The sequence below is a fragment of the Pseudomonas sp. NFACC24-1 genome, from assembly GCF_900115235.1.
Classification (GTDB): domain Bacteria; phylum Pseudomonadota; class Gammaproteobacteria; order Pseudomonadales; family Pseudomonadaceae; genus Aquipseudomonas; species Aquipseudomonas fluorescens_AA.
Map to the genome: position 1 here is coordinate 1 of NZ_FOVS01000025.1, position 25622 is coordinate 25622.

At 57.6% G+C, this 25622-nt stretch carries 36 protein-coding genes and 1 pseudogene; 33 read left to right on the forward strand and 4 right to left on the reverse strand.

The window, feature by feature from the left end:
• The 31 genes and pseudogenes from BM317_RS21235 to bfr form a co-directional block, all read left to right on the forward strand.
• Positions 1-378 (forward strand): annotated as a pseudogene (locus BM317_RS21235) (elongation factor Tu); the annotation flags it as partial.
• Between the two features lie 154 nt (positions 379-532).
• The gene (gene rpsJ, locus BM317_RS21240; RefSeq protein WP_003186070.1) at positions 533-844 is read left to right on the forward strand and encodes a 30S ribosomal protein S10; all 312 of its coding nucleotides are present in this window, start codon (positions 533-535) and stop codon (positions 842-844) included.
• 80 nt (positions 845-924) lie between these two features.
• A complete protein-coding gene (rplC, locus tag BM317_RS21245) occupies positions 925-1560 on the forward strand; it encodes a 50S ribosomal protein L3 (protein WP_003186059.1) in 636 nt (211 codons plus the stop codon).
• 12 nt (positions 1561-1572) lie between these two features.
• Entirely contained in the window at positions 1573-2175 is a 603-nt protein-coding gene (rplD, locus tag BM317_RS21250) for a 50S ribosomal protein L4 (RefSeq protein ID WP_003186057.1), read from the forward strand.
• Entirely contained in the window at positions 2172-2471 is a 300-nt protein-coding gene (gene rplW / locus BM317_RS21255; RefSeq protein WP_002555488.1) for a 50S ribosomal protein L23, read from the forward strand. The genes rplD and rplW overlap by 4 nt, the downstream gene beginning before the upstream one ends.
• Positions 2472-2485: 14 nt before the next feature.
• The gene (rplB, locus tag BM317_RS21260) at positions 2486-3310 is read left to right on the forward strand and encodes a 50S ribosomal protein L2 (protein ID WP_003186055.1); all 825 of its coding nucleotides are present in this window, start codon (positions 2486-2488) and stop codon (positions 3308-3310) included.
• A gap of 16 nt (positions 3311-3326) precedes the next feature.
• On the forward strand, positions 3327-3602 hold the full coding sequence (rpsS, locus tag BM317_RS21265) for a 30S ribosomal protein S19 (RefSeq protein ID WP_002555486.1): 276 nt from the start codon (positions 3327-3329) through the stop codon (positions 3600-3602).
• 11 nt (positions 3603-3613) lie between these two features.
• A complete protein-coding gene (gene rplV / locus BM317_RS21270) occupies positions 3614-3946 on the forward strand; it encodes a 50S ribosomal protein L22 (protein WP_003103908.1) in 333 nt (110 codons plus the stop codon).
• 13 nt (positions 3947-3959) lie between these two features.
• Complete coding sequence (gene rpsC, locus BM317_RS21275; protein ID WP_003176422.1) at positions 3960-4646, forward strand: 30S ribosomal protein S3; 687 nt, start codon at positions 3960-3962, stop codon at positions 4644-4646.
• 12 nt (positions 4647-4658) lie between these two features.
• Positions 4659-5072 (forward strand): 50S ribosomal protein L16, encoded by a 414-nt coding sequence (rplP, locus tag BM317_RS21280; protein WP_025215754.1) that lies wholly within the window; start codon positions 4659-4661, stop codon positions 5070-5072.
• Positions 5072-5263, forward strand: a complete 192-nt coding sequence (gene rpmC / locus BM317_RS21285) for a 50S ribosomal protein L29 (protein WP_002555481.1) — start codon at positions 5072-5074, stop codon at positions 5261-5263. Before rplP ends, rpmC begins: the two co-directional genes overlap by 1 nt.
• A gap of 2 nt (positions 5264-5265) precedes the next feature.
• On the forward strand, positions 5266-5532 hold the full coding sequence (rpsQ, locus tag BM317_RS21290) for a 30S ribosomal protein S17 (RefSeq protein ID WP_003194644.1): 267 nt from the start codon (positions 5266-5268) through the stop codon (positions 5530-5532).
• Between the two features lie 23 nt (positions 5533-5555).
• Positions 5556-5924 carry a 50S ribosomal protein L14 gene (gene rplN, locus BM317_RS21295; protein ID WP_002555479.1) on the forward strand — a complete coding sequence of 123 codons (369 nt, stop codon included), beginning with the start codon at positions 5556-5558 and terminating at the stop codon, positions 5922-5924.
• Positions 5925-5935: 11 nt separating this feature from the next.
• A complete protein-coding gene (gene rplX, locus BM317_RS21300; protein ID WP_003186046.1) occupies positions 5936-6250 on the forward strand; it encodes a 50S ribosomal protein L24 in 315 nt (104 codons plus the stop codon).
• Between the two features lie 20 nt (positions 6251-6270).
• Entirely contained in the window at positions 6271-6810 is a 540-nt protein-coding gene (rplE, locus tag BM317_RS21305; RefSeq protein WP_003186044.1) for a 50S ribosomal protein L5, read from the forward strand.
• Positions 6811-6823: 13 nt separating this feature from the next.
• Positions 6824-7129: a 30S ribosomal protein S14 gene (gene rpsN, locus BM317_RS21310; RefSeq protein ID WP_003186042.1), complete on the forward strand. Its 306-nt coding sequence runs from the start codon at positions 6824-6826 to the stop codon at positions 7127-7129.
• A 210-nt stretch (positions 7130-7339) separates the two neighbouring features.
• On the forward strand, positions 7340-7732 hold the full coding sequence (rpsH, locus tag BM317_RS21315; RefSeq protein ID WP_017848802.1) for a 30S ribosomal protein S8: 393 nt from the start codon (positions 7340-7342) through the stop codon (positions 7730-7732).
• Between the two features lie 12 nt (positions 7733-7744).
• Positions 7745-8278, forward strand: a complete 534-nt coding sequence (gene rplF, locus BM317_RS21320) for a 50S ribosomal protein L6 (RefSeq protein WP_003186039.1) — start codon at positions 7745-7747, stop codon at positions 8276-8278.
• A 10-nt stretch (positions 8279-8288) separates the two neighbouring features.
• Positions 8289-8639, forward strand: coding sequence for a 50S ribosomal protein L18 (rplR, locus tag BM317_RS21325; RefSeq protein ID WP_003186037.1), 351 nt, complete (start codon positions 8289-8291; stop codon positions 8637-8639).
• Positions 8640-8642: 3 nt separating this feature from the next.
• Positions 8643-9143, forward strand: coding sequence for a 30S ribosomal protein S5 (gene rpsE, locus BM317_RS21330; RefSeq protein WP_003186035.1), 501 nt, complete (start codon positions 8643-8645; stop codon positions 9141-9143).
• A gap of 2 nt (positions 9144-9145) precedes the next feature.
• On the forward strand, positions 9146-9322 hold the full coding sequence (gene rpmD, locus BM317_RS21335; protein ID WP_003176408.1) for a 50S ribosomal protein L30: 177 nt from the start codon (positions 9146-9148) through the stop codon (positions 9320-9322).
• 3 nt (positions 9323-9325) lie between these two features.
• Positions 9326-9763: a 50S ribosomal protein L15 gene (gene rplO, locus BM317_RS21340; protein ID WP_003186032.1), complete on the forward strand. Its 438-nt coding sequence runs from the start codon at positions 9326-9328 to the stop codon at positions 9761-9763.
• Positions 9764-11092, forward strand: a complete 1329-nt coding sequence (gene secY, locus BM317_RS21345; protein WP_003186029.1) for a preprotein translocase subunit SecY — start codon at positions 9764-9766, stop codon at positions 11090-11092.
• Positions 11093-11122: 30 nt separating this feature from the next.
• Positions 11123-11239 carry a 50S ribosomal protein L36 gene (gene rpmJ / locus BM317_RS21350; protein WP_002555468.1) on the forward strand — a complete coding sequence of 39 codons (117 nt, stop codon included), beginning with the start codon at positions 11123-11125 and terminating at the stop codon, positions 11237-11239.
• A gap of 130 nt (positions 11240-11369) precedes the next feature.
• Complete coding sequence (gene rpsM / locus BM317_RS21355) at positions 11370-11726, forward strand: 30S ribosomal protein S13 (protein ID WP_003186020.1); 357 nt, start codon at positions 11370-11372, stop codon at positions 11724-11726.
• 30 nt (positions 11727-11756) lie between these two features.
• Positions 11757-12146 (forward strand): 30S ribosomal protein S11, encoded by a 390-nt coding sequence (gene rpsK, locus BM317_RS21360; protein ID WP_002555466.1) that lies wholly within the window; start codon positions 11757-11759, stop codon positions 12144-12146.
• 18 nt (positions 12147-12164) lie between these two features.
• Positions 12165-12785: a 30S ribosomal protein S4 gene (rpsD, locus tag BM317_RS21365; RefSeq protein WP_003176404.1), complete on the forward strand. Its 621-nt coding sequence runs from the start codon at positions 12165-12167 to the stop codon at positions 12783-12785.
• Positions 12786-12807: 22 nt separating this feature from the next.
• Positions 12808-13809, forward strand: a complete 1002-nt coding sequence (gene rpoA, locus BM317_RS21370) for a DNA-directed RNA polymerase subunit alpha (protein ID WP_003186012.1) — start codon at positions 12808-12810, stop codon at positions 13807-13809.
• A gap of 42 nt (positions 13810-13851) precedes the next feature.
• Positions 13852-14238 carry a 50S ribosomal protein L17 gene (gene rplQ, locus BM317_RS21375; protein WP_003186009.1) on the forward strand — a complete coding sequence of 129 codons (387 nt, stop codon included), beginning with the start codon at positions 13852-13854 and terminating at the stop codon, positions 14236-14238.
• A 223-nt stretch (positions 14239-14461) separates the two neighbouring features.
• Complete coding sequence (locus BM317_RS21380; RefSeq protein WP_092476086.1) at positions 14462-15910, forward strand: catalase; 1449 nt, start codon at positions 14462-14464, stop codon at positions 15908-15910.
• A 157-nt stretch (positions 15911-16067) separates the two neighbouring features.
• On the forward strand, positions 16068-16532 hold the full coding sequence (bfr, locus tag BM317_RS21385) for a bacterioferritin (protein ID WP_092172726.1): 465 nt from the start codon (positions 16068-16070) through the stop codon (positions 16530-16532).
• A 114-nt stretch (positions 16533-16646) separates the two neighbouring features.
• Here the strand turns inward: bfr and uvrA are convergent, their stop codons facing one another.
• Positions 16647-19481: an excinuclease ABC subunit UvrA gene (gene uvrA / locus BM317_RS21390; protein ID WP_092476089.1), complete on the reverse strand. Its 2835-nt coding sequence runs from the start codon at positions 19479-19481 to the stop codon at positions 16647-16649.
• A 179-nt stretch (positions 19482-19660) separates the two neighbouring features.
• Here uvrA and BM317_RS21395 point away from each other — a divergent pair, with 179 nt between their 5' ends.
• Positions 19661-21058 (forward strand): MFS transporter, encoded by a 1398-nt coding sequence (locus BM317_RS21395; protein WP_053125859.1) that lies wholly within the window; start codon positions 19661-19663, stop codon positions 21056-21058.
• Positions 21059-21067: 9 nt separating this feature from the next.
• Positions 21068-21583 carry a single-stranded DNA-binding protein gene (locus tag BM317_RS21400; protein ID WP_024778338.1) on the forward strand — a complete coding sequence of 172 codons (516 nt, stop codon included), beginning with the start codon at positions 21068-21070 and terminating at the stop codon, positions 21581-21583.
• 124 nt (positions 21584-21707) lie between these two features.
• On the opposite strand, the gene BM317_RS30765 is transcribed toward BM317_RS21400, so the two are convergent.
• The 3 genes from BM317_RS30765 to BM317_RS21415 all read right to left on the reverse strand — a co-directional run bounded on the left by BM317_RS30765 (position 21708) and on the right by BM317_RS21415 (position 25411).
• Positions 21708-22007, reverse strand: coding sequence for a hypothetical protein (locus BM317_RS30765; RefSeq protein ID WP_170866274.1), 300 nt, complete (start codon positions 22005-22007; stop codon positions 21708-21710).
• A gap of 453 nt (positions 22008-22460) precedes the next feature.
• Positions 22461-23315 (reverse strand): hypothetical protein, encoded by an 855-nt coding sequence (locus tag BM317_RS21410; protein WP_092476091.1) that lies wholly within the window; start codon positions 23313-23315, stop codon positions 22461-22463.
• Between the two features lie 170 nt (positions 23316-23485).
• Positions 23486-25411, reverse strand: coding sequence for an MAC/perforin domain-containing protein (locus tag BM317_RS21415; protein ID WP_092172732.1), 1926 nt, complete (start codon positions 25409-25411; stop codon positions 23486-23488).
• Positions 25412-25622 lie beyond the last annotated feature (211 nt).

Sequence of the window (25622 nt, forward strand, 5' to 3'; positions counted from 1 at the left end):
CGTGCTGGCGAGAACTGCGGCGTACTGCTGCGCGGCACCAAGCGTGACGACGTTGAGCGTGGCCAGGTTCTGGTCAAGCCAGGCACCGTCAAGCCGCACACCAAGTTCACCGCAGAAGTTTACGTTCTGAGCAAGGAAGAAGGCGGTCGTCACACTCCGTTCTTCAAAGGCTACCGTCCACAGTTCTACTTCCGTACAACTGACGTGACTGGTAACTGCGAGCTGCCAGAAGGCGTTGAAATGGTAATGCCAGGTGACAACATTCAGATGACTGTTACCCTGATCAAGACCATCGCGATGGAAGACGGCCTGCGTTTCGCTATCCGTGAAGGCGGTCGTACCGTCGGCGCCGGCGTCGTAGCCAAAGTCATCGAGTAAGTCTCTTTTAGAGTCAGCTTGATGAGTTGAAAGCCCCCGCTTAGCGGGGGCTTTTTTATTGGGTTGACACCTATCAGGGGCGTCTATAGAATTGCGCCTCCTTTTAACGGGCGTATTGCGCCCGGTGGGAATAGCAGCCGGAGTCTGAAATCCAATGCAAAATCAGCAAATCCGTATCAGGTTGAAGGCTTTTGACCATCGCCTGATCGACCAATCCACCCAGGAAATCGTGGAAACCGCGAAACGTACTGGTGCTCAAGTGCGTGGTCCAATTCCACTGCCTACCCGTAAAGAGCGGTTCACCGTTCTGGTCTCCCCGCACGTCAACAAAGACGCGCGTGACCAGTACGAGATCCGTACTCATAAGCGCGTTCTGGACATCGTCCAGCCAACGGATAAAACCGTTGATGCTCTTATGAAGCTCGATCTTGCGGCCGGTGTGGAAGTGCAGATCAGCCTCGGCTAAGACTCGGTCTTAGTCGTGTAACGCTCTGAAATGGGCGGCCATAGCGGGTGAAAGCCCCGTACACTCATGAGGTTTACAACATGACTATTGGTGTAGTCGGTCGTAAATGCGGTATGACCCGTATTTTCACCGAAGAAGGTGTCTCCATTCCGGTCACGGTCATTGAGATCGAGCCGAATCGCGTCACCCAGTTCAAAACTGAAGAGACCGATGGCTATCGTGCAGTGCAAGTCACTGTCGGCGAGCGTCGTGCTTCGCGTGTAACAGCAGCTCAGGCTGGCCACTTCGCCAAGGCGAACGTTGCCGCTGGTCGTACCGTAATGGAATTCCGCCTTGAAGAAGGCGAGTACCAGGCCGGCGATCTGATCAACGCTGAAATCTTCGCCGCTGGTCAACTGGTTGATGTAACCGGTCAGTCCAAGGGTAAAGGCTTCCAGGGTACGATCAAGCGTTGGAACTTCCGCGGGCAAGATAACACCCACGGTAACTCCGTATCCCACCGCGTTCCAGGCTCTATCGGCCAGTGCCAGACTCCTGGTCGTGTATTCAAGGGCAAAAAAATGTCCGGTCATATGGGCGCTGAGCGCGTGACCGTGCAGTCCCTCGAAGTAGTGCGCGTGGACGCTGAACGCAATCTGTTGTTGGTCAAGGGCGCTGTTCCTGGCGCTACTGGCGGCAACTTGGTTGTACGTCCAGCAGCCAAGGCTCGCGGTTAAGGGGAAGCTGACATGCAATTAAATGTAAATGACGCTCAAGCGATCGAAGTTTCCGAACTGACATTTGGCGGCGAATTCAACGAGACGCTGGTTCACCAAGCAGTCGTGGCCTACATGGCCGGCGGCCGTCAAGGTAGCAAGCAGCAAAAGACCCGTTCCGACGTTTCCGGTGGCGGCAAGCGCCCATGGCGTCAGAAAGGTACTGGCCGTGCTCGTGCCGGTACTATCCGTAGCCCAATCTGGCGTGGCGGCGGTACCACTTTCGCAGCTCGTCCTCAGGATCACTCCCAGAAGCTGAACAAGAAGATGTATCGCGCAGCAATGCGTTCCATCCTTGCTGAGCTGGTGCGTACTGATCGTCTGGTCGTGGTTCAGGACTTCGCTGTTGAAGCACCGAAAACCAAAGATCTGCTGAACAAGCTGAACGGCATGGGCCTGACTGACGTCCTGATCGTGTCTGACGCTGTTGATCAGAACCTGTACCTGGCTGCTCGCAACCTGCCACACGTCGACGTTCGTGACGTGCAGGGTTCCGATCCGGTCAGTCTGATCGCATACGACAAGGTGTTGATCACCGTGTCGGCCGTGAAGAAATTCGAGGAGCTGCTGGGATGAACCAGGAACGCGTATTTAAAGTTCTGCTTGGCCCGCACGTTTCCGAGAAGGCTACGGTTCTGGCAGACAAGAAAGGCCAGTTCGTTTTCAAGGTTGCTACCGACGCAACCAAGCTGGAAATCAAGAAGGCCGTCGAAAGCCTGTTCAGCGTGAAAGTAGAGCGCGTGACTACCCTGAATGTTCTGGGTAAAAGCAAGCGCACTGCTCGCGGTCTGGGCAAGCGTAATGACTGGAAGAAGGCAGTTATCTCCCTTCAGCCAGGCCAAGATCTCGATTTCAGCAGCAGTGCTGAGTAAGGAAGGGGTGCATCATGGCAATCGTTAAATGCAAACCGACTTCCCCTGGCCGCCGTTTTGTGGTCAAGGTGGTCAACCAGGAGCTGCATAAAGGCGCTCCTCACGCACCGCTGCTCGAGAAAAAATCGAAGTCTGGTGGTCGTAACAACAATGGCCGTATTACCACTCGTCACATCGGTGGTGGTCATAAGCAGCATTATCGTCTGGTCGACTTCCGTCGCAACGACAAGGATGGCATCGCTGCCACCGTCGAGCGTATCGAATACGATCCAAACCGTACTGCTCACATCGCTCTGCTGCTGTACGCAGATGGCGAGCGTCGCTACATCATCGCCCCTAAAGGCGTGAGTGCTGGCGACCAGCTGATCGCAGGTGCCCTGGCACCGATCAAGCCGGGCAACGCTCTGCAACTGCGTAACATTCCAGTTGGTAGCACCGTACACGGCATCGAATTGAAGCCAGGTAAAGGCGCACAGATCGCTCGTTCCGCTGGTGCTTCGGCTCAGCTGATCGCTCGTGAAGGTGTCTACGTGACCCTGCGTCTGCGTTCTGGTGAGATGCGTAAAGTACTGGCTGAATGCCGTGCGACCCTGGGCGAAGTCTCGAACTCCGAGCACAGCCTGCGTTCGTTGGGTAAAGCTGGTGCCAAGCGCTGGCGTGGCGTTCGCCCAACCGTTCGTGGTGTTGCCATGAACCCGGTTGACCACCCACATGGTGGTGGTGAAGGTCGTACCTCTGGTGGTCGTCATCCGGTATCGCCATGGGGCTTCCCGACTAAGGGCGCGAAGACTCGTGGTAATAAGCGTACCGACAAAATGATCGTCCGTCGTCGCAAGTAAATAGAGGGATACGACAGTGCCACGTTCTCTGAAAAAAGGTCCTTTTATTGATCTTCACCTACTGAAGAAGATCGAAGTGGCGGCGGAAAAGAACGATCGCAAACCAGTTAAGACCTGGTCGCGTCGTTCGATGATCCTGCCACAAATGGTCGGTCTGACCATCGCAGTACACAACGGTCGCCAACACGTCCCAGTTCTCGTGAACGAAGACATGGTCGGCCACAAACTGGGCGAGTTCGCCGGTACCCGCACATACCGTGGGCACGTGGCTGACAAGAAAGCCAAGCGTTAAGGGGTAAGGAAATGGAAGTAGCCGCTAAGTTGTCGGGCGCTCGAATCTCCGCCCAGAAAGCCCGCTTGGTCGCCGACCAGATCCGCGGGAAGAAGGTGGGCGAAGCGCTCAACCTGTTGGCTTTCAGCAGTAAGAAAGCCGCCGAGATCATGAAGAAAGTGCTGGAGTCGGCCGTAGCCAACGCCGAGCATAACGAAGGCGCAGACGTTGATGACCTGAAGGTCAGCACCGTTTTCGTCAACGAAGGGCGTTCGCTGAAGCGCATCATGCCACGTGCCAAAGGCCGTGCTGATCGCATCGTCAAGCGGTCTTGCCATATCACTGTCAAGGTTGCTGACAAGTAACGGAGTCGAAGAGATGGGTCAGAAAGTACATCCCATTGGCATTCGCCTGGGAATCGTCAAGGAGCACACCTCCGTCTGGTACGCAGACGGTCGGACTTATGCGGACTACTTGTTCGCTGATCTGAAGGTGCGTGAGTATCTCCAAGACAAACTAAAAAGCGCGTCCGTAAGCCGTATCGATATCCATCGTCCGGCGCAGACTGCACGTATCACCATCCACACCGCTCGTCCAGGTATCGTTATCGGGAAGAAAGGTGAAGATGTTGAGAAACTGCGTCAGGACCTGACCAAGCAAATGGGTGTGCCTGTGCACATCAATATCGAAGAGATCCGCAAGCCGGAGCTCGACGGTATGCTGGTTGCGCAGAGCGTAGCTCAGCAGCTGGAGCGTCGCGTAATGTTCCGTCGCGCTATGAAGCGCGCTGTACAGAACGCCATGCGCATTGGTGCCAAAGGCATCAAAATCCAAGTGAGCGGTCGTCTCGGCGGTGCTGAAATCGCACGTACTGAATGGTATCGCGAAGGTCGTGTGCCACTGCACACCCTGCGTGCCGACATCGACTATGCCAACTACGAAGCTCACACCACCTACGGTGTGATCGGTGTAAAGGTTTGGATCTTCAAAGGCGAAGTAATTGGTGGTCGCCAAGAAGAGCTGAAGCCACAAGCACCAGCGCCTCGTAAAAAAGCTGCTAAGTAAGGGGTACGCCAAATGTTGCAACCAAAGCGTACGAAGTTCCGCAAGCAAATGACCGGTCACAACCGTGGCCTGGCATTGCGCGGTAGCAAAGTCAGCTTCGGCGAGTTCGCGCTGAAGTCTGTTGCTCGTGGTCGTCTCACCGCTCGTCAGATCGAGTCAGCGCGTCGTGCTCTGACCCGTCACGTAAAACGTGGTGGCAAGATCTGGATCCGTGTATTCCCGGACAAGCCTATTTCCAAGAAGCCACTCGAAGTTCGGATGGGTAAAGGTAAGGGTAACGTCGAATACTGGGTTGCCCAGATTCAGCCAGGCAAAGTCCTGTATGAAATCGAGGGTGTAACTGAAGAGCTGGCGCGTGAGGCTTTTGCCCTGGCTGCTGCAAAGCTGCCGCTCGCCACCGCCTTTGTTAAACGGACGGTGATGTGATGAAAGCGAATGAACTTCGTGAAAAATCAGCACAGCAGCTGAACGAGCAACTGCTCGGCCTGCTGCGCGACCAGTTCAATCTGCGTATGCAGAAAGCAACTGGCCAGTTGGGGCAGTCTCATCTGCTCTCGCAAGTTAAGCGTGATATCGCTCGCGTGAAAACTGTGCTCAACCAGCAGGCAGGTAAGTAATCATGGCTGAAGCCGAAAAAACTGTCCGTACGCTGACTGGCCGTGTTGTCAGCGACAAGATGGACAAAACCATCACCGTTCTGATCGAGCGTCGCGTTAAGCACCCGATCTACGGTAAATACGTTAAGCGTTCGACTAAGCTGCACGCGCACGACGAAACCAATCAGTGCCACATCGGCGACAAAGTCACTATTCGTGAAACTCGTCCGATGGCCAAGACCAAGTCTTGGGCGCTGGTTGATGTTCTCGAACGCGCTGTGGAAGTCTAAGGGCTAGGGGTCGGAGAAATTATATGATTCAGACTCAATCCATGCTCGATGTGGCCGATAACAGCGGCGCTCGCCGTGTTATGTGCATCAAGGTGCTGGGTGGCTCCCATCGTCGTTACGCTGGTATCGGTGACATCATCAAAGTTACCGTCAAGGAAGCAATTCCTCGCGGTAAGGTGAAAAAAGGCCAAGTGATGACTGCTGTCGTAGTCCGCACTCGCCATGGCGTTCGTCGTGCTGACGGCTCCATCATCCGCTTTGATGGCAACGCTGCTGTTCTGTTGAACAACAAGCAAGAGCCGATCGGCACCCGTATCTTTGGGCCAGTGACCCGTGAACTTCGTACTGAGAAGTTCATGAAGATCGTCTCGCTCGCCCCAGAAGTGCTGTAAGGAGATCCGACATGCAAAAGATTCGTCGTGACGACGAGATCATCGTGATCGCCGGCAAAGACAAAGGTAAGCGCGGTAAGGTGCTGAAGGTTCTTGCTGACAACCGTCTGGTTGTTGGTGGTCTGAACCTGGTCAAGCGTCATACCAAGCCTAACCCGATGTCGGGCGTACAGGGCGGTATCGTCGAGAAAGAAGCGCCACTGCACGCTTCCAACGTCGCCATCTTCAACGGCGAAACCAACAAGGCTGACCGCGTTGGTTTCAAAGTAGAAGACGGTAAGAAAATTCGTGTCTTCAAGTCGACCCAAAAAGCGGTTGATGCTTGAACACTGCTAGGTAGAAGACCATGGCACGACTAAAAGAGATTTACCGGAAGGAAATCGCACCGAAACTTAAGGAAGAACTTAAGCTTTCGAACGTGATGGAAGTTCCGCGCGTTACCAAAATCACCCTGAACATGGGTCTGGGCGAAGCGATCGGCGACAAAAAAGTCATCGAGCACGCTGTTGCTGACCTGGAAAAGATCACCGGTCAGAAAGTCGTCGTGACTTACGCTCGGAAATCCATCGCTGGCTTTAAAGTCCGTGAAGGTTGGCCGATCGGCGTCAAAGTGACCCTGCGCCGTGAGCGTATGTACGAGTTCCTGGATCGTCTGCTGTCGATCTCCCTGCCTCGGGTTCGCGACTTCCGCGGCCTGAATGCCAAGTCCTTCGATGGTCGTGGCAACTACAGCATGGGCGTTAAAGAGCAGATCATTTTCCCGGAAATCGATTACGACAAGATCGACGCTCTCCGCGGTCTGGACATTACCCTGACCACCACTGCTCGGACGGATGACGAAGGTCGCGCACTGCTGCGCGCTTTCAAATTCCCGTTCCGCAACTGATTGGAGTAGGAAAATGGCCAAGAAGAGCATGAAAAACCGTGAGCTGAAGCGTCAGCTCACCGTTGCCAAGTACGCCACCAAGCGTGCAGCGCTGAAAGCTATCATCGTTGATCTGAACGCAAGTCCAGAAGCACGTTGGGAAGCTACCGTAGCCCTGCAGAAGCAGCCACGTGACGCAAGCGCCTCGCGCATGCGTAACCGCTGCCGCCTGACTGGTCGTCCGCACGGCGTATACCGCAAGTTCGGCCTCGGCCGTAACATGTTGCGTCAAGCTGCAATGCGTGGTGACGTTCCAGGTCTGGTTAAAGCCAGCTGGTAAGCACTGTCAAAGTCGCGGCGTTCGGGTTCGCAAGATCCTGACCGTCGGTGACCTTGAACTTGAATCAAGCCCCTATTGGGGCTTGATTCATTTGTGGGGTATGTCTAGAATACCCGGCTCGCCTGAGCCCGTGTTTTTATTGCGCGGATGTGCTCGGCGACACGTACTAGCCGAAAGGCTAATTTTTTGTGTATTAGGAGCGTCTAGCCCATGAGTATGCAGGACCCGTTAGCGGACATGCTAACTCGTATCCGTAATGCCCAGATGGCTGAAAAGTCCGTCGTAAGCATGCCATCTTCTACGTTGAAGGTAGCTGTTGCCAAAGTCCTGAAGGACGAAGGTTACATTGCGGGTTATCAGATCAGCAGCGAAATCAAGCCTCTGCTGTCCATCGAGCTGAAGTACTTCGAAGGCCGTCCGGTCATCGAGGAAGTGAAGCGCGTTAGCCGTCCTGGCCTGCGTCAGTACAAGTCCGTCGAGGATCTGCCAAAAGTTCGTGGCGGCCTGGGCGTGTCTATCGTCTCCACCAACAAGGGTGTGATGACGGATCGTGCTGCGCGCGCTGCCGGTGTCGGCGGCGAAGTTCTTTGCACTGTGTTCTAAGGGGGGATAAGCATGTCACGCGTCGCTAAGAACCCCGTTAAGCTGCCAGCCGGTGTCGAAGTCAAATTCGCAGGCCAACAGCTTTCGGTGAAGGGTGCCAAGGGCACTCTGCAACTGAACATCCATTCGTCCGTTGAGATCGTTGAAGAAGCTGGTGAGCTGCGTTTCGCTGCTCGCAATGGCGATCAACAGACTCGCGCAATGGCTGGTACCACTCGTGCGTTGGTAAACAACATGGTCCAAGGCGTAAGCCAAGGCTTCGAGCGCAAGCTCCAGCTGGTCGGTGTTGGTTACAAAGCGCAAGCAAAAGGCACAGTGCTGAACCTGGCTCTTGGCTTCTCGCACCCAGTGGATTATGAACTGCCGGAAGGCATCACCGCTGAGACTCCTAGCCAGACCGATATCCTGATCAAGGGCATCGACAAGCAGCTGGTAGGTCAAGTGGCCGCCGAGATCCGCGACTTCCGTCCACCAGAGCCGTACAAAGGCAAAGGTGTGCGCTACGCGGACGAAGTCGTCCGTCGTAAAGAAGCCAAGAAGAAGTAGGGCATAGCAAATGACCGACAAAAAAGTTACTCGACTGCGTCGCGCTCGCAAAGCACGCCTGAAAATGCACGAACTCGAAGTCGTGCGTCTCTGCGTGTTCCGCTCGTCGCAGCACATCTACGCCCAGGTCATTTCGGCCGACGGCAACAAAGTCCTGGCAAGTGCCTCGACTTTGGATAAAGAACTGCGTGATGGCGCCACTGGCAACATCGACGCGGCCACTAAGGTTGGCCAGCTGGTCGCTACGCGTGCTAAAGCCGCTGGCGTCTCGCAGGTGGCTTTCGACCGCTCTGGCTTCAAGTACCACGGCCGCGTCAAGGCGCTGGCTGATGCTGCTCGTGAAGCTGGGCTGGAGTTCTAAGTTATGTCAAATAACGACCAAAAGCGCGACGAAGGCTACATCGAGAAGCTGGTTCAAGTTAACCGCGTAGCCAAAACCGTTAAAGGCGGCCGTATCTTCACTTTCACTGCGTTGACCGTAGTGGGTGATGGTAAAGGCCGTGTTGGCTTCGGCCGTGGCAAGTCGCGTGAAGTGCCTGCTGCGATCCAGAAGGCAATGGAAGCTGCTCGCCGCAACATGATCCAGGTTGATCTGAACGGCACCACCCTGCAGTACGCAATGAAGTCCGCCCACGGCGCTTCGAAGGTGTACATGCAGCCTGCTTCTGAAGGTACCGGTATCATCGCTGGCGGCGCTATGCGTGCTGTCCTCGAAGTTGCTGGCGTTCAGAACGTTCTGGCCAAGTGCTACGGCTCGACTAACCCGGTAAACGTGGTTCACGCCACTTTCAAGGGTTTGAAAGCAATGCAGTCTCCTGAATCCATTGCCGCCAAGCGTGGCAAAAGCGTCAAGGAGATCTTCTGATCATGGCTACCGTAAAAGTAACGCTGATCAAAAGCATGACCGGCCGCATCCCTAACCACAAACTGTGCGTTAAGGGTCTGGGTCTGCGTCGCATCGGTCACACTGTAGAAGTCCAGGATACTCCCGAGAATCGCGGGATGATCAACAAGGCTTACTACATGCTGCGTGTCGAGGGTTAATCGATGAAACTCAATGATCTGAGTCCAGCGCCGGGTTCCCGTCGCGAAAAGCATCGTCCGGGCCGTGGTATCGGTAGTGGTTTGGGCAAGACCGGTGGCCGTGGCCACAAAGGTCAGACCTCCCGCTCCGGTGGCACCATTGCTCCAGGCTTTGAAGGCGGTCAACAGCCGCTGCATCGTCGCCTGCCGAAGTTCGGTTTCGTTTCCCTGAAAGCCATGGATCGCGCAGAAGTGCGTCTGTCCGAGCTGGCCAAAGTGGACGGCGACATCGTCACCGTGCAGTCCCTGAAGGATGCCAACGTGATCAACCAGAACGTACAGCGTGTGAAAATCATGCTGTCGGGCGAAGTTGCTCGTGCTGTCACCATCGGAAAGGGAATCGGCGCCACCAAAGGTGCGCGTGCGGCTATCGAAGCAGCTGGCGGCAAGTTCGAGGAATAAATGGCTAAGCAAGGTGCTCTCTCTGCGCTCGGCAAAGGCGGTATGTCTGAACTCTGGGCTCGTCTGCGTTTTCTGTTCCTGGCGATTATCGTCTACCGAATAGGCGCACACATCCCGGTTCCAGGTATCAACCCGGACCGACTCGCGGACCTGTTTCGACAGAATGAGGGGACCATTCTTAGCTTGTTCAACATGTTTTCCGGTGGCGCGCTGGAGCGGATGAGCATCTTTGCACTGGGGATCATGCCGTACATTTCGGCATCGATCATCATGCAACTGATGAGCGCCGTCAGCCCGCAGCTGGAGCAGTTGAAGAAGGAAGGTGAAGCTGGCCGTCGCAAGATCAGCCAGTACACCCGCTACGGCACTGTCGTCCTCGCTCTCGTTCAGGCCATTGGCATGTCCATTGGCCTGGCGGGGCAGGGCGTTTCGTTCACTGCTGACTTCAGCTTTCATTTCGTTGCGGTAACCACGTTTGTGGCGGGCGCGATGTTCATGATGTGGCTGGGTGAGCAGATTACTGAGCGTGGTGTTGGCAACGGTATCTCGATGTTGATCTTCGCAGGTATCGTCGCCGGTCTTCCGAGAGCGATCGGGCAGTCTTTCGAGTCTGCGCGTCAGGGTGATATCAACATTTTCGCCCTGGTTGCCATCGGTCTGCTGGCAGTAGCGATTATCGGTTTCGTGGTGTTCATCGAGCGTGGTCAGCGGCGTATTGCCGTTCACTACGCCAAGCGTCAGCAGGGCCGCAAGGTGTTTGCTGCGCAGACCAGCCACTTGCCGTTGAAGGTGAACATGGCCGGCGTCATTCCGGCTATTTTCGCGAGCAGCATCCTGCTGTTCCCGGCTTCGTTGGGTGCCTGGTTCGGCCAGTCTGAAGGTATGGGCTGGTTGCAGGACATCTCGCAGTCGATCGCTCCTGGTCAGCCGTTGAATATTCTGCTGTTTAGTGCAGGGATTATTTTCTTCTGCTTCTTCTATACGGCGTTGATGTTCAATCCGAAAGACGTAGCGGAAAACCTGAAGAAGTCCGGTGCCTTTATTCCGGGCATCCGTCCAGGTGAGCAGTCTGCGCGCTACATTGATGGCGTTCTGACTCGCTTGACCATGTTCGGTGCTCTTTACATGACGGCCGTCTGTCTGTTGCCCCAGTTCCTGGTGGTTGCGGCAAACGTACCGTTCTACCTTGGCGGGACCTCGTTGCTGATCGTGGTCGTGGTTGTGATGGACTTCATGTCCCAAGTACAATCGCACCTCGTTTCGCACCAGTACGAATCCCTGATGAAGAAAGCCAACCTGAAGGGCTACGGCAGCGGCATGTTGCGCTGAGTAGCGTCCATAAGGTTCGAGGAGTTGGTGATGAAAGTTCGTGCATCGGTGAAAAAGCTGTGCCGCAACTGCAAGATTATTCGCCGCGAAGGTGTTGTTCGGGTAATTTGCAGCGCGGAACCGCGTCACAAACAGCGCCAAGGCTGAGTGTGATTGTGCTTTAAGCCCGGCAGCTAGTGCGCTGCCGGGTTGATTATTTGTTATTACAGCGATATTATCTCGCGCCCTATTTCTTGGCTTCCGGGGCGTAGGTAGCTGTCAATTGGAGTCCCACTGAATGGCCCGTATTGCAGGCGTCAACATTCCAGATAACAAGCATACTGTTATCTCGCTGACCTACATCTATGGTGTTGGTCGCACTACTGCACAGAAAATTTGTGCAGTGACTGGGGTCAACCCAGCGGCAAAGATCAAAGATCTGAGCGACGAGCAGATTGAACAGCTGCGTGGCGAAGTGGCGAAGTTCACCACTGAAGGTGACCTGCGTCGCGAAATCAACATGAAAATCAAGCGCTTGATGGACCTCGGTTGCTATCGCGGTCTGCGTCATCGTCGTGGTCTGCCAGTACGCGGTCAGCGTACCAAGACCAACGCGCGTACCCGTAAAGGTCCGCGTAAGCCGATCCGCAAGTAATCGCCCCAGCGAATCGACAGGAATTTAATCATGGCAAAACCTGCTGCTCGTCCTCGTAAAAAAGTTAAAAAGACAGTGGTTGATGGCATCGCCCACATCCATGCTTCTTTTAACAACACCATCGTGACCATTACCGACCGTCAAGGTAACGCTCTTTCCTGGGCTACCTCCGGTGGTTCGGGTTTCCGCGGTTCCCGCAAGTCCACCCCGTTCGCTGCTCAAGTAGCTGCTGAGCGTGCTGGTCAAGCTGCGCTGGAATACGGCCTGAAAAACCTCGACGTCAACGTCAAGGGTCCAGGTCCAGGTCGTGAATCCGCAGTCCGCGCTTTGAACGGCTGTGGCTACAAGATCGCCAGCATCACCGACGTGACGCCAATCCCGCACAACGGGTGCCGTCCGCCGAAGAAGCGCCGCGTGTAATCCAGGAGATTGTAAAGAATGGCTCGTTACATTGGTCCAAAATGCAAACTCGCTCGTCGCGAAGGCACCGATCTTTTTCTGAAGAGCGGCGTGCGCGCGATCGAATCGAAGTGCAACATTGAAGCAGCACCTGGTATCCACGGCCAACGCCGCGGTCGCCAGTCCGATTACGGCACCCAACTGCGTGAAAAGCAGAAGGTCCGTCGTATCTACGGCGTTCTCGAGCGTCAATTCAGCGGCTACTACAAAGAAGCAGCTGGCAAGAAAGGCGCAACCGGCGAAAACCTGTTGCAACTGCTCGAATGCCGTCTGGACAACGTTGTATACCGTATGGGCTTCGGTTCTACTCGTGCCGAATCCCGTCAGCTGGTATCGCACAAGTCGATCAGCGTTAACGGTCAGACCGTAAACGTTCCGTCCTACCAGGTTCGTGCTGGTGACGTGGTTGCTGTTCGCGAGAAAGCAAAGAACCAACTTCGCATTGTCCAAGCTCTCGATCTGTGTGCCCAACGTGGCCGCGTAGAATGGGTAGAAGTAGACACTGAGAAGAAGTCGGGCGTTTTCAAGAACGTTCCTGCTCGCAGTGATCTGTCCGCCGACATCAACGAAAGCCTGATTGTCGAGCTCTACTCCAAGTAAGGGCTAGAAAATAGGTGCATCCATGCAGATTTCGGTAAATGAGTTCCTGACACCCCGCCATATTGATGTGCAGGTTGTCAGTCCAACCCGCGCCAAGATCACACTCGAGCCTCTCGAGCGTGGTTTCGGCCACACCCTGGGCAACGCGCTGCGCCGCATCCTGTTGTCCTCAATGCCCGGCTGTGCAGTAGTCGAGGCCGAGATTGACGGTGTGCTCCACGAGTACAGCGCCATCGAAGGTGTACAGGAAGACGTAATTGAAATCCTGTTGAACCTGAAAGGTCTGGCTATCAAGCTGCACGGTCGTGACGAAGTTACGCTGACCTTGTCGAAGAAGGGTTCGGGGGTGGTTACCGCTGCCGATATTCAGCTGGATCATGATGTCGAGATCGTTAACCCCGATCACGTAATCGCTAACCTGGCGTCTAACGGCGCCCTGAACATGAAGCTCACCGTAGCTCGTGGTCGTGGTTATGAACCGGCAGACTCGCGTCAGAGCGATGAAGACGAAAGCCGCAGCATCGGTCGCTTGCAGCTTGACTCTTCGTTCAGCCCAGTTCGCCGTATCGCATACGTGGTGGAAAACGCCCGTGTCGAACAGCGTACCAACCTGGACAAGCTGGTTATTGATCTGGAAACCAACGGTACCCTGGATCCTGAAGAGGCTATCCGCCGTGCTGCAACCATCCTGCAACAGCAGTTGGCTGCGTTCGTCGACCTCAAGGGTGACAGTGAGCCAGTGGTTGTCGAGCAGGAAGACGAGATCGATCCGATCCTGCTTCGCCCGGTTGACGATCTGGAACTGACTGTACGTTCGGCTAACTGCCTTAAGGCGGAAAACATCTACTACATCGGCGACCTGATTCAGCGTACCGAAGTAGAGCTGTTGAAGACTCCGAACCTTGGCAAGAAATCCTTGACTGAAATCAAGGACGTTCTGGCCTCCCGCGGTCTGTCCCTCGGCATGCGCCTCGACAACTGGCCGCCTGCAAGTCTTAAGAAGGACGACAAGGCGACTGCCTGATCGTCGTAATCACCGAACGTTGTGTTTGGTAAGGAATGAACCATGCGTCATCGTAAAAGTGGTCGTCATCTGAGCCGCACCAGCTCGCACCGCAAGGCCATGTTCCAAAACATGGCGGTGTCGCTGTTCGAGCACGAGCTGATCAAAACTACACTGCCGAAAGCCAAAGAACTGCGTCGCGTTGCTGAGCCGCTGATCACTCTGGCCAAGACAGATAGCCTGGCTAACCGCCGTCTGGCTTTCGACCGTACTCGTTCGAAAGCTATCGTTGGTAAGCTCTTCAACGACCTGGGCAAGCGTTACGCTACCCGTGAGGGTGGCTACCTGCGCATCCTCAAGTGCGGTTTCCGCGCTGGCGACAATGCGCCTATGGCGTACGTCGAGTTGGTTGATCGTGCTACCAGCGGTGAAGCTGTATCCGCTGAGTAAGTCGGCAACAAACGAAAAACCGGGCCTTGTGCCCGGTTTTTTGTTGCCTGCTGAAAAGTGCCAGGACCGTTTCGCCTGGTTGGGCTATCGGCAAGTCTTCAGCATTAGATAATGACTATCGATGTCCATGATTTAATGAATTTGGATACTGTCACTAACATGATCAATACTCCTTTCCAGCCGATTAGCCGGCAGTTTGAAGACCGACCTAGGAAGATTGAGCATGAGCCAGATCAAAACGCTTACGACCGCCAGCGGCGCTCCTGTCGCCGATAACCAGAACTCTCGTTCCGCCGGCCCGCGCGGCCCGCTGCTGCTCGACGATTTTCACCTGATCGAAAAGCTCGCTCACTTCAACCGCGAGAACATTCCCGAGCGTCGCGTGCACGCCAAAGGGTCGGGGGCCTACGGTACCTTTACCGTCACCCAGGACATCACCCAGTACACCAGCGCCAAGTTGTTCGAGTCGATCGGCAAGCAGACGCCCACCTTCCTGCGATTCTCCACTGTGGGTGGCGAGCGTGGTTCCGCCGACACTGAACGCGATCCGCGGGGTTTCGCCCTGAAGTTCTACACCGAGGAAGGCAACTGGGACATCGTTGGCAACAACACGCCGGTCTTCTTTATCCGTGATCCGTTGAAATTTCCGGATTTTATCCACACCCAAAAGCGTCTGCCGCAAAGCAACCTGAAAAGTGCCCAGGCGATGTGGGATTTCTGGTCGCATTCGCCTGAGGCGCTGCACCAGGTCACCATCCTGTTTTCCGACCGCGGCATTCCGGATGGCTACCGCCACATGCACGGCTTCGGCAGCCACACCTACAGCCTGATCAACGCACAGGGTGAGCGGCACTGGGTGAAGTGGCACTACAAGACCCTGCAAGGCATCAAGAACCTCGCGCCGGCAGAAGCCGCACGCCTGGCGGGTACCGACCCGGATTATGCCCAACGCGACTTGTTCGAGGCCATTGAGCGCGGTGACTTCCCGAAATGGCGCGTCTGCATCCAGATCATGAGCGAGGCCCAGGCTGCGGCCCATTACGAGAATCCGTTCGACGTGACCAAGACCTGGTCGCAGAAAGAGTTTCCATTGATCGAAGTGGGTGTGCTCGAACTCAACCGCAACCCGCTGAATTACTTCGCTGAAGTCGAGCAGGCGGCGTTTGGCCCGAGCAACATGGTGCCAGGGGTTGGTCTCTCGCCGGATCGCATGCTGCAGGGCCGGGTCTTCGCCTACGCCGATGCGCACCGCTACCGTGTGGGCACCAATCACCAGCAATTGCCGGTGAATGCGCCACGTAGCCCGGTCAACACCTACCAGCGCGACGGTGCCATGGCGTTTGGCAGCAACGGCGGGGCGGCACCGAACTACGAGCCGAACAGCTATGTGGAGGCACCGAAGCAGGCGCCGCGTTATGCGGAGCCGGCACTGGCCCTCAGTGGCGCGGCGGGTCGTTACGATCATCGCGAAGATACGGACTACTACAGCCACGCCGGTGCGTTGTTCCGTTTGATGAGCGACGAGCAGAAAGCGTTGCTGATCAACAATATCGCCGGCGCGATGACCGGTGTATCGGCGGATGTCGTTGATCGTCAGCTCCAGCATTTCTTCAGGGCGGACGCCGCTTATGGAGAAGGTATCGCAAAGGCGTTGGGCGTACAGCTTAACTAAGTCTAAACGAGAAGCAGAACCGCCCTCATTTGGGCGGTTTTTGCGTTATTTAGCCCGGTTTTCTCGGATTTTCTTCGCTTTTATTGCGATGAGCGAGTGACCTCTCCGTCAGGTTGGTTCAAACTAGAGCCTTCAATGCTTGTGGAGATACAGGGCGATGCAAGGTCACCCAGATGTAATCGATTACCTCAACACGTTGCTGACCGGCGAGCTGGCGGCCCGTGATCAATATTTCATCCATTCGCGGATGTACGAGGACTGGGGTTTCACCGAGCTCTACGAACGTATCAACCATGAGATGGAAGAAGAGACCCAGCACGCCGATGCGCTGATGCGCCGGATCCTGATGCTCGAAGGCACGCCGCGGATGCGTCCGGATGACTTGGATGTCGGGACCACCGTGCCCGATATGTTGGCCGCTGACCTGCGCCTGGAATACAAAGTCCGCGCCGCGCTGTGCAAAGGCATCGAGCTTTGCGAGCAACACAACGACTACGTGACCCGAGAGATCCTGCGGATCCAGCTTAACGACACCGAAGAAGACCATACCTACTGGCTCGAGAAGCAGTTGGGTCTGATCAAGTTGATTGGCCTGGAAAACTACCTGCAATCACAGTTCTGATTGCTGGGAAAGGGAACGCAGAGCGTCCCAAGCGGCATTCCCACGCAGAGCGTGGGAACGATCAAGCCCCTGCCATCGATGAGATGACAGGGGCTTTTTCGTGCCCGGGTGAAATCAGTCCCGATCACGCTCCAGCAACGGCTTGAGGTAGTAACCGGTGTAGGACTGCTTCATTTCGGCCACTTGTTCGGGCGTGCCCACGGCAATGATCTGGCCGCCCTTGGAGCCGCCTTCCGGCCCCAGGTCCACCAGCCAGTCAGCCGTCTTGATCACGTCCAGGTTGTGTTCGATCACCACCACGGTGTTGCCGTGATCGCGAAGGCGATGCAGCACGTCGAGCAATTGCTGGATATCGGCGAAGTGCAGACCGGTGGTCGGCTCGTCGAGGATATACAGGGTCTTGCCGGTGTCGCGCTTGGACAGCTCGCGAGACAACTTGACCCGTTGGGCTTCACCGCCGGACAGCGTCGTTGCCGACTGCCCCAGCTTGATGTACGACAGGCCGACATCCATCAGCGTCTGGAGCTTGCGCGCCAGGGCCGGCACCGCATCGAAGAACACCCGGGCCTCTTCGATGGTCATCTCCAGGGTTTCGTGGATGTTCTTGCCCTTGTATTTGATCTCCAGGGTTTCGCGGTTGTAGCGCTTGCTCTTGCACACATCGCACGGCACGTAGATGTCGGGCAGGAAGTGCATTTCCACCTTGATCAGGCCATCGCCCTGGCAGGCCTCGCAGCGCCCGCCCTTGACGTTGAACGAGAAGCGCCCCGGGCCGTAGCCTCGGGAGCGGGACTCCGGCACGCCGGCGAACAGCTCGCGGATCGGCGTGAACAACCCGGTGTAGGTCGCCGGGTTGGAGCGCGGTGTGCGGCCGATCGGGCTCTGGTCGATGTCGACCACCTTGTCCAGGTGCTCCAGGCCCTTGATGCTGTCGTGGACGGCCGCTTCCAGGGTGGTGGCGCCGTTCAGGGCCGTGGCGCTGAGGGGGAACAGGGTGTTGTTGATCAGCGTCGATTTGCCGGAGCCGGACACGCCGGTCACGCAGGTTAGCAAGCCGATCGGGATTTCCAGGTCGACGTTGCGCAAGTTGTTGCCACGGGCGCCCTTGAGGGTCAGGGACAACTTCTTGTTGCGCGGCGTACGTTTGGCCGGAACCTTGATCTTCACCCGGCCCGACAGGTACTTGCCCGTCAGCGAGTCAGGGTGCGCCATGACTTCTGCAGCCGTGCCTTGGGCAACGATATGCCCGCCATGGACCCCTGCGCCCGGGCCGATGTCCACCACGTAGTCCGCCAGGCGGATGGCGTCCTCGTCGTGCTCGACCACGATCACCGTGTTGCCGATGTCCCGCAGGTGTTTCAGGGTCCCGAGCAACCGGTCGTTATCCCGCTGGTGCAGGCCGATGGACGGCTCGTCGAGGATGTACATCACCCCCACCAGGCCGGCGCCGATCTGGCTGGCGAGGCGGATACGCTGGGCTTCGCCGCCGGACAAGGTGTCTGCGCTGCGATCGAGGGTCAGGTAGTCCAGGCCGACGTTCACCAGAAACTGCAGGCGTTCGCGGATTTCCTTGAGGATCTTGTCGGCGATTTCGCCACGACGACCGGTGAGCTTCAAGCCGCCGAAGTAATCGGTGGCGTCGCCAATCGGCAGGTTGGTCACCGCCGGCAGCGTCTTCTCGCCGACCCACACATGCCGCGCTTCGCGACGCAGACGGGTGCCACGGCAATCGGGGCAGGGCTGGGTGCTGAGGAACTTGGCCAGTTCTTCGCGCACGCTGGCCGACTCGGTCTCGCGGTAGCGTCGTTCCAGGTTCGGCACGATGCCTTCGAACGGGTGGGAACGCTTGACGATGTCGCCACGGTCGTTGAGGTATTTGAAGTCGACATTCTGCGAGCCGCTGCCGTGCAGGATGAATTTCTGCTGGTCGGCGGGCAACTCGTTGAACGGCTTGTCCAGGCTGAATTTGTAGTGGGCCGCCAGCGAGCCGAGCATCTGGAAGTAATAGACGTTGCGCCTGTCCCAGCCGCGAATCGCCCCTTCGGCCAGGGTCAGCTCGCCGTTGACCAGGCGTTTGGTGTCGAAGAACTGCTTGACCCCCAGGCCGTCGCACGTCGGGCAGGCGCCCGCCGGGTTGTTGAAGGAGAACAGCTTGGGTTCCAGCTCGCTGATGGCATGGCCGCAGATCGGGCAGGCGAAGCGTGCGGAGAAAATGATCTCCTCGCCGGGCTCGTCGTCCATCGGTGCGACCAGGGCGATGCCGTCGGCCAGTTTCAGCGCGGTCTCGAAGGACTCGGCCAACCGCTGCTGCAAGTCGGCACGGACCTTGAAACGATCGACCACCACATCGATCGAGTGCTTCTTCTGTTTATCCAGCTTCGGCAGTTCGTCCAGTTCGCACAGCTTGCCGTTGACCCGGGCCCGCACGAAGCCTTGGGCGCGCAGTTCTTCGAACACCATCAGGTGTTCGCCCTTGCGCTCGCGAACCACCGGGGCCAGCAGCATCAGCTTGCTGCCTTCGGGCTGGGCCAGCACCAGGTCGACCATCTGGCTGACGGTCTGGGCTTCCAGGGGAATGTCGTGGTCGGGGCAGCGGGGAATGCCGACCCGCGCATACAGCAAGCGCAGGTAGTCGTAGATCTCGGTGATGGTGCCGACCGTCGACCGGGGGTTATGGGAGGTCGACTTCTGTTCGATGGAAATGGCCGGCGACAGGCCTTCGATGGTGTCGACGTCGGGTTTTTCCATCATCGACAGGAACTGCCGGGCATAGGCCGACAGCGATTCGACATAGCGTCGCTGGCCTTCGGCGTACAACGTGTCGAAGGCCAGGGATGATTTGCCGGATCCGGACAGGCCGGTGATGACGATCAGCTTGTCCCGTGGCAGGGTCAGGTCGATATTCTTCAGGTTGTGGGTACGGGCCCCACGAATCAGGATCTTGTCCAAAGTGGCCTCGCTCGGCGGGCGTCGAAAACGTAGGAGTATACGGGCAAATACTGGATGGATGCACACTATTGAAGGCGCGATTGCAGCCATACATGAAGACTGCGCGGCAAACGGTCGCCATATACCCTCTCAATCGATGGGACTGGTAGAATCGCCGCCGGTTCACATGAGGTTTTTCCATGCAAGATCCCCACAGCGAACGCATGAGTCGTGGCGAGACACGCGCAGCAAGCGGTCTGGCCCTGGTGTTCGCCTTCCGTATGCTGGGCATGTTCATGGTGTTGCCGGTGCTGGCGACCTATGGCATGGACCTGGCAGGCGCCACCCCGGCCCTCATCGGCCTGGCGATTGGCGCTTATGGCCTGACCCAGGCGATCTTCCAGATCCCGTTCGGGATCATTTCCGACCGCATCGGCCGGCGTCCGGTTATCTACCTGGGGCTGATCGTCTTCGCCCTCGGCAGCGTGCTGGCGGCCAATGCCGACTCGATCTGGGGCGTGATCGCCGGACGCATCCTGCAGGGGGCCGGGGCCATTTCCGCGGCCGTCATGGCGCTGCTGTCGGACCTGACCCGCGAACAGCATCGGACCAAGGCCATGGCCATGATCGGCATGACCATCGGTCTGTCGTTCGCCGTGGCCATGGTGGTCGGTCCCTTGCTGACCCGGGCCTTTGGCTTGTCGGGCCTGTTCCTGGCGACCGGTGCCATGGCCCTGGTGGGGATCCTGATCGTGGCGTTCATGGTGCCGCGCGCCACCGGGCCGTTGCAGCACCGGGAATCCGGGGTGGCGCGCCAGGCATTGATCCCGACGCTCAAGCACCCGGACCTGCTGCGCCTGGACCTGGGCATTTTCGTGCTCCACGCCATGCTGATGTCCAGCTTCGTGGCTTTGCCGCTGGCCCTGGTCGAGAAGGCCGGCCTGCCCAAGGAACAGCACTGGTGGGTCTACCTGACCGCGTTGCTGATCTCGTTCTTCGCCATGATCCCGTTCATCATCTATGGCGAAAAACGACGCAAAATGAAACGAGTTTTGCTCGGTGCCGTCGTGACGCTGATGCTCACTGAGCTATTCTTCTGGCAGTTCGGCGATAGCTTGCGGGCCCTGGTGATCGGTACGGTGGTGTTCTTCACCGCGTTCAATCTGCTGGAAGCCTCGCTGCCGTCGCTGATCAGCAAGGTTTCGCCGGCGGGCGGCAAGGGCACGGCGATGGGGGTCTACTCCACCAGCCAGTTCCTGGGTTCGGCGTTGGGCGGGATCCTCGGCGGCTGGCTGTTCCAGCATGGCGGTTTGTCGGTTGTGTTCCTGGGATGCGCCGCGCTGGCTGCACTTTGGTTAGCCTTTGCTGTTACCATGCGCGAACCTCCCTATGTGACGAGCCTGCGCTTGCCCTTATCGCCCGAGGCGATTCGTGAGGCTGGCCTGACCGAGCGTCTGAAGGCCGTCGTTGGAGTAACCGATGCAGTGGTGGTCGCCGACGAGGCGGCCGTGTATATCAAACTCGACACCGAATTATTGGATCGCGCGACGCTCGAGCGCCTGGTGAACAACCCGGCCCCGACCACGTGCGAAGCCTAGGAGAACGTTATGGCCCGTGGGGTTAACAAAGTCATATTGGTCGGTACTTGCGGCCAGGATCCCGAAGTTCGCTACCTGCCGAACGGCAACGCCGTGACCAACCTGAGTCTGGCGACCAGCGAACAGTGGACCGACAAGCAAACCGGCCAGAAGGTCGAGAAGACCGAATGGCACCGCGTGTCGATGTTCGGCAAGGTGGCCGAGATCGCCGGCGAATACCTGCGCAAGGGTTCGCAGGTGTACATCGAAGGCAAGCTTCAGACCCGCGAGTGGGAAAAAGACGGCATCAAGCGCTACACCACCGAAATCGTGGTGGACATGCAAGGCACCATGCAATTGCTGGGTGGCCGTCCACAGGGCGACCAGCAACAAGGTGGCAACAACTACCAGCAGTCGGCCCCACGTCAGCAGGCACCTCGTCCACAGTCGGCGCCACAGCCGCAACGTGAGCGTCCGGCCCCACAACAGGCCGCGCCGCAACCGGCTCCGGATTTCGACAGCTTCGATGACGATATTCCGTTCTGATCCTTGCCTGAGAGCCTTACGCAGGTAGGTCACGAAAGCCCCAAGCGCTCAGCACTTGGGGCTTTTTATTTGTCTGGCGCAAACCGATTCGTGACTTTGGGGACACGGGTAAGCCTAGCCTCGCTCACAGATCCAGATCCAATACCTCCTGCATCCTCTCGCCAATCGACTGACTCAACCACGCGGCATGAAACGCCATGTCCTGATCCGTCAGATCCACCCCTACCCGAAGTGCGATGGCTTTGCCATTGCCCCCGGCGAAGCCCACCACAAAGTGACAGATGTTGGCGGAAGCGGTCGTTTTGTAAGGCTTGATGTAATGGATGTCGCTGTACGGCACGTATTCTTCGGTGGTTTGCCGGGCAGGGCGGCGTTGGGTGAAGGTGAGGCGTTGCTGGCGTTCGTCGAAGCAGAAACCGAGCACCCTAGGCAGTTGAGCAGGCAGACGGCCGCGAATGCGCTGATTAACATGAGCGCTATGAACAGAGGATCCTCGATCACTCTTGTGTGGATGGGCGACAGGTTTTGTCCGACATGAAACAGCTCCGTCGATAGCACTGCCAGCCCGTAGACCGGCAAGGCCAGCAGTATCACCACGGCATACACCATCGTGCCCAGGTATCCCGGCCTGGATACGTCGCTTGAGCAATCCCACGTGGGCGGGTGCAGTAGCGCTGTTGCAGTGGTCGGGAACGGGGATTCGACCAGGCGCGGCGGGCGTTTGCGTTTCATACGGCTGGCTCTTGGGAAAATGCCCGGCCATTCTTATCGTTATTCTTCAAGTACGCCTAGTAAAAAACGGTTCGCCCAAGGTTGGGTTCTTCCTGGCCCCCGCCAATCCAGGTTTTTTCTGTCTGACTTGCCGTGCTATCAACCCTCACGGCCGATAGTCCGTCGGTAACTCATGCCGCGTCGGCGCTTTTTCTTCGTGATAGTGCGGTTTGCCCTGGGGAGAGCTCATCAAGGTCGAGTTGGCCAGGATTGTCTCCGTCAGCAAACAGTCTTCACCTTCTCCGAACCAGCAGGCCAGCGCCGAGTTTCGATTGCCATGCAGGTCCACGACGGCCGGCCAGTTTTCGACGCCGTGGGCGTCACTGGGGGCGATGTCGGGGTAGTGCTTGGGCGGCAGGACCAGCGCATCGCCGGGCCGCAGCCACAGGTCGGCCAAATGGATTTCCCTCGACGCAGGCCGCCAGCGGGCGACGCTGATCACCAGCGGCAAGCGGCCATAACGGGAGAAGAACGCGTGGGGGAAGTTGTGGTATTCGAGGTCGGTCGGGTTGTAGGTCAGCAGCTCGCGCTGGCGCGCCGGGCCCAGGTAGGGCGACTGGTGGCCGGCCCATTTGCCGTAGGTGTATTGGCCCAGGATCAGTTGGTCGTACTCGAAACGCAGGCATTCGCCGTTGCCGAGCAGGGTCATGCCAAAGGCCTGCGCCGTTTCCTTGGTTGCCCAGATCGGTGCGTAGTGCACTTCGCTGGCGTGGAAGTCGAACGTCTTGATCCAATAGGAACCGCTGTTCGTTGCAACCTCACGGTCCCGCCAACTGATGCCCGAGTAGCGAGTACCCAGGGACAGGGCCGGGTTCTCGGGGCTGAGCTGGATCAGGTGGCCGCGCTCCTGGACACTCGGTCGTGCCAGGCCATGGTCGTTGAACAGGTAGGGGAACCGGCTGGGATCGAGGGCCGTTTCCACGCCATCGCCGATAAAGGGAACACTGTTGAAGACTTGCATCGTATGGGGACCACGCACGCAAGAAGGCTAGAGAAAGGGCGCTCAATCGCCCGACGAACCTGTGGGAGCGAGCTTGCTCGCGATGGCGGCGGCACATTCAACATTGAAGCAAGCTGAACCAGCGCTATCGCGAGCAAGCTCGCTCCCACAGGGGATGTCACTATTGGGTGTCAACTGTACGGACGATGCTGTTCACGCAACCAGTCCATGCCGTGAGGTAGGCGCCAAGGCCGGACGGCGGCGCGTTTTTCAATCTGGGTCAGGCACAGGGCGTCCATCCAGTAGTAGACCATCAACAGGTGAAATACCTCATCGCCGCGGCGGTCCCAGATGACGTCGTCCTGCTGGCGACCCGGTTCGATGGGCTTGAGCCGGCAGTCGCCCTGGTCGTGCATGCCCTGCAGGCAGGTTCCCGTCTCGTAGTTGATCAGCAGCACCGGGTGGTTGATTTCCGGATAAGGTTTTTCCAGCTCGGGCATGTACCAGTATTGCCCTGGATTGTGCCTGTCCGGCGTCTGCATGGCGATACGGGTCCGGTTTTGCGGGTCGACCGCCAGGGCCGGTTTGGCGTCGGTATTGTTGCGCACGATGTACAGCGCGGTGCGAGGGTCTTCCTCGGTCGTTGCGGTTTTTACCAACTTGACCTTGCCGAACGAGTCGTGGGAAAACCGAGCCTTGATCTTCACCGTTGGGTTGAGGTCCTTGCCTGCCTGGCCAAAACCGGCAATGAGTCCATCGACACCGGGCACCTCGAAGTCATTTCCCGCCAGTACATAGGTCAGGCCGGACAACGGGTTGGGCTGCATGTGCTTGGTCAGCGTGTCCCAGCGCATCAGCGACACTTCGCTGGCGCCGTTGGACAGCAGGGCCTCACGCATGGCATACGTCGGGTAGTAGCGCGCGTCGCGTGGCCAGCGCTCAGTGGCCATCAGCAATTTTTGCCCGTTTTTTTGTCTCAGCAGCAGGGCCAGCGCATCCCAGAACTGTTCAAATTCCGTGGTCGATGCATTCGCGGCGGGTGGGTAGTGGAAGCTTTCGCTGGTTTCCTTGCTTTTGTTGTCGACGAACACCATTCGCAAGGCAGGGCGGGTTGTTTCGGCCTTGGAGCTGGCTTGCCGCCCGGAGCGGCCGAGGACAACCACCGAGTCTTGCCAAGTGGCTTCGATTTCCGCCTTGTAGCTGGTGTACCACTGGTAGGCCTGCTCCAGTGCCGTACGGGTCTCGCCTTCCTTGACGAAGCGATAGACCGGCGCGATTGCCAATTCCACGACGGTCGGGTCGTCGGGCAGCGACTCGCGCCATTTGCCGAACTCCGCATTGCAATTGTTCGGGTCCACTGAGTTGAAAGCGATGGCGTGCGTGCCACCCCGGGTGGTCAGGTTGGCGTTGCGATGGGCGATGTTTTTCTTGACCGTTTCCGAGACCGAGGTGGTCGCGCTGCCGCTGACAAAGGTGCCGTATTCGGCCTTGACCATGGCATCGAGGGTGTTGGTCTTGCTGAGGAAACTCTTGAGTGCGGTCATCGCATAGTTCAGCGAGCCACCGACAGTCACTTCGCTGACGATATCGGCACCAAAGTCGACCAGGAAATTAAAGAATGGCGCCGGATTGCTCGGGTCGAAGGCCTTGGGCAACTCATCGATGCGCTTCTTGAACGCTTCCGTCGCATTGGCGGGGCTGACCTCGAGGGTCAGTTTCCATAACCGCACCGTGTGACTGTAGAGCGCGGCTTCGCGCTCTTCGAGCGTCTTGATGTCGCTGCCGAAGGTGGCTTTGAAACCGGCGGAAAAGGCGCCGTATTTGCCGGAGGCTTCGACACTCGTCTGGGTATGTCTTTCGAACTCATCGCGGGAGGCAAACGTCTCGGTGGAGAAGTTGTCGTTGGCCACGACCGTGGACATGGTGACGTTTTTCCCCACGTTGTAAGACGTTTTCCGGTACGGCACCGCACGTTTGCCCGACTCGGTATCGCCGACCTTCAGGCACTCCTTGCTGTCGCCGGCCCAATCGAGCCGGTTCAGTCCGCGCCCCAGTAATTGCGAGCCGCCGATATCCCGCACGTCATCGCCTGCGTTGCCCTTCAGTCCATCGCTCATCGCCTTTCTCCCATCGCTCAGGTTGTATCAACTGGGTGTCAATTGATGGGAGTGAGTATCGGGAGGGCGGTGATAGGCGGACAGTCCAGAGCGGTGTCAGTCCGGTATCAGTTTGGTATCAGGCCAAATGCCATCTTTTCATTAACCCGGGCGAGGCGCAGGAGTACACTCGATCGGCTGCCGTTGTCCCAGGGTAGAAAGGGCTATCGAC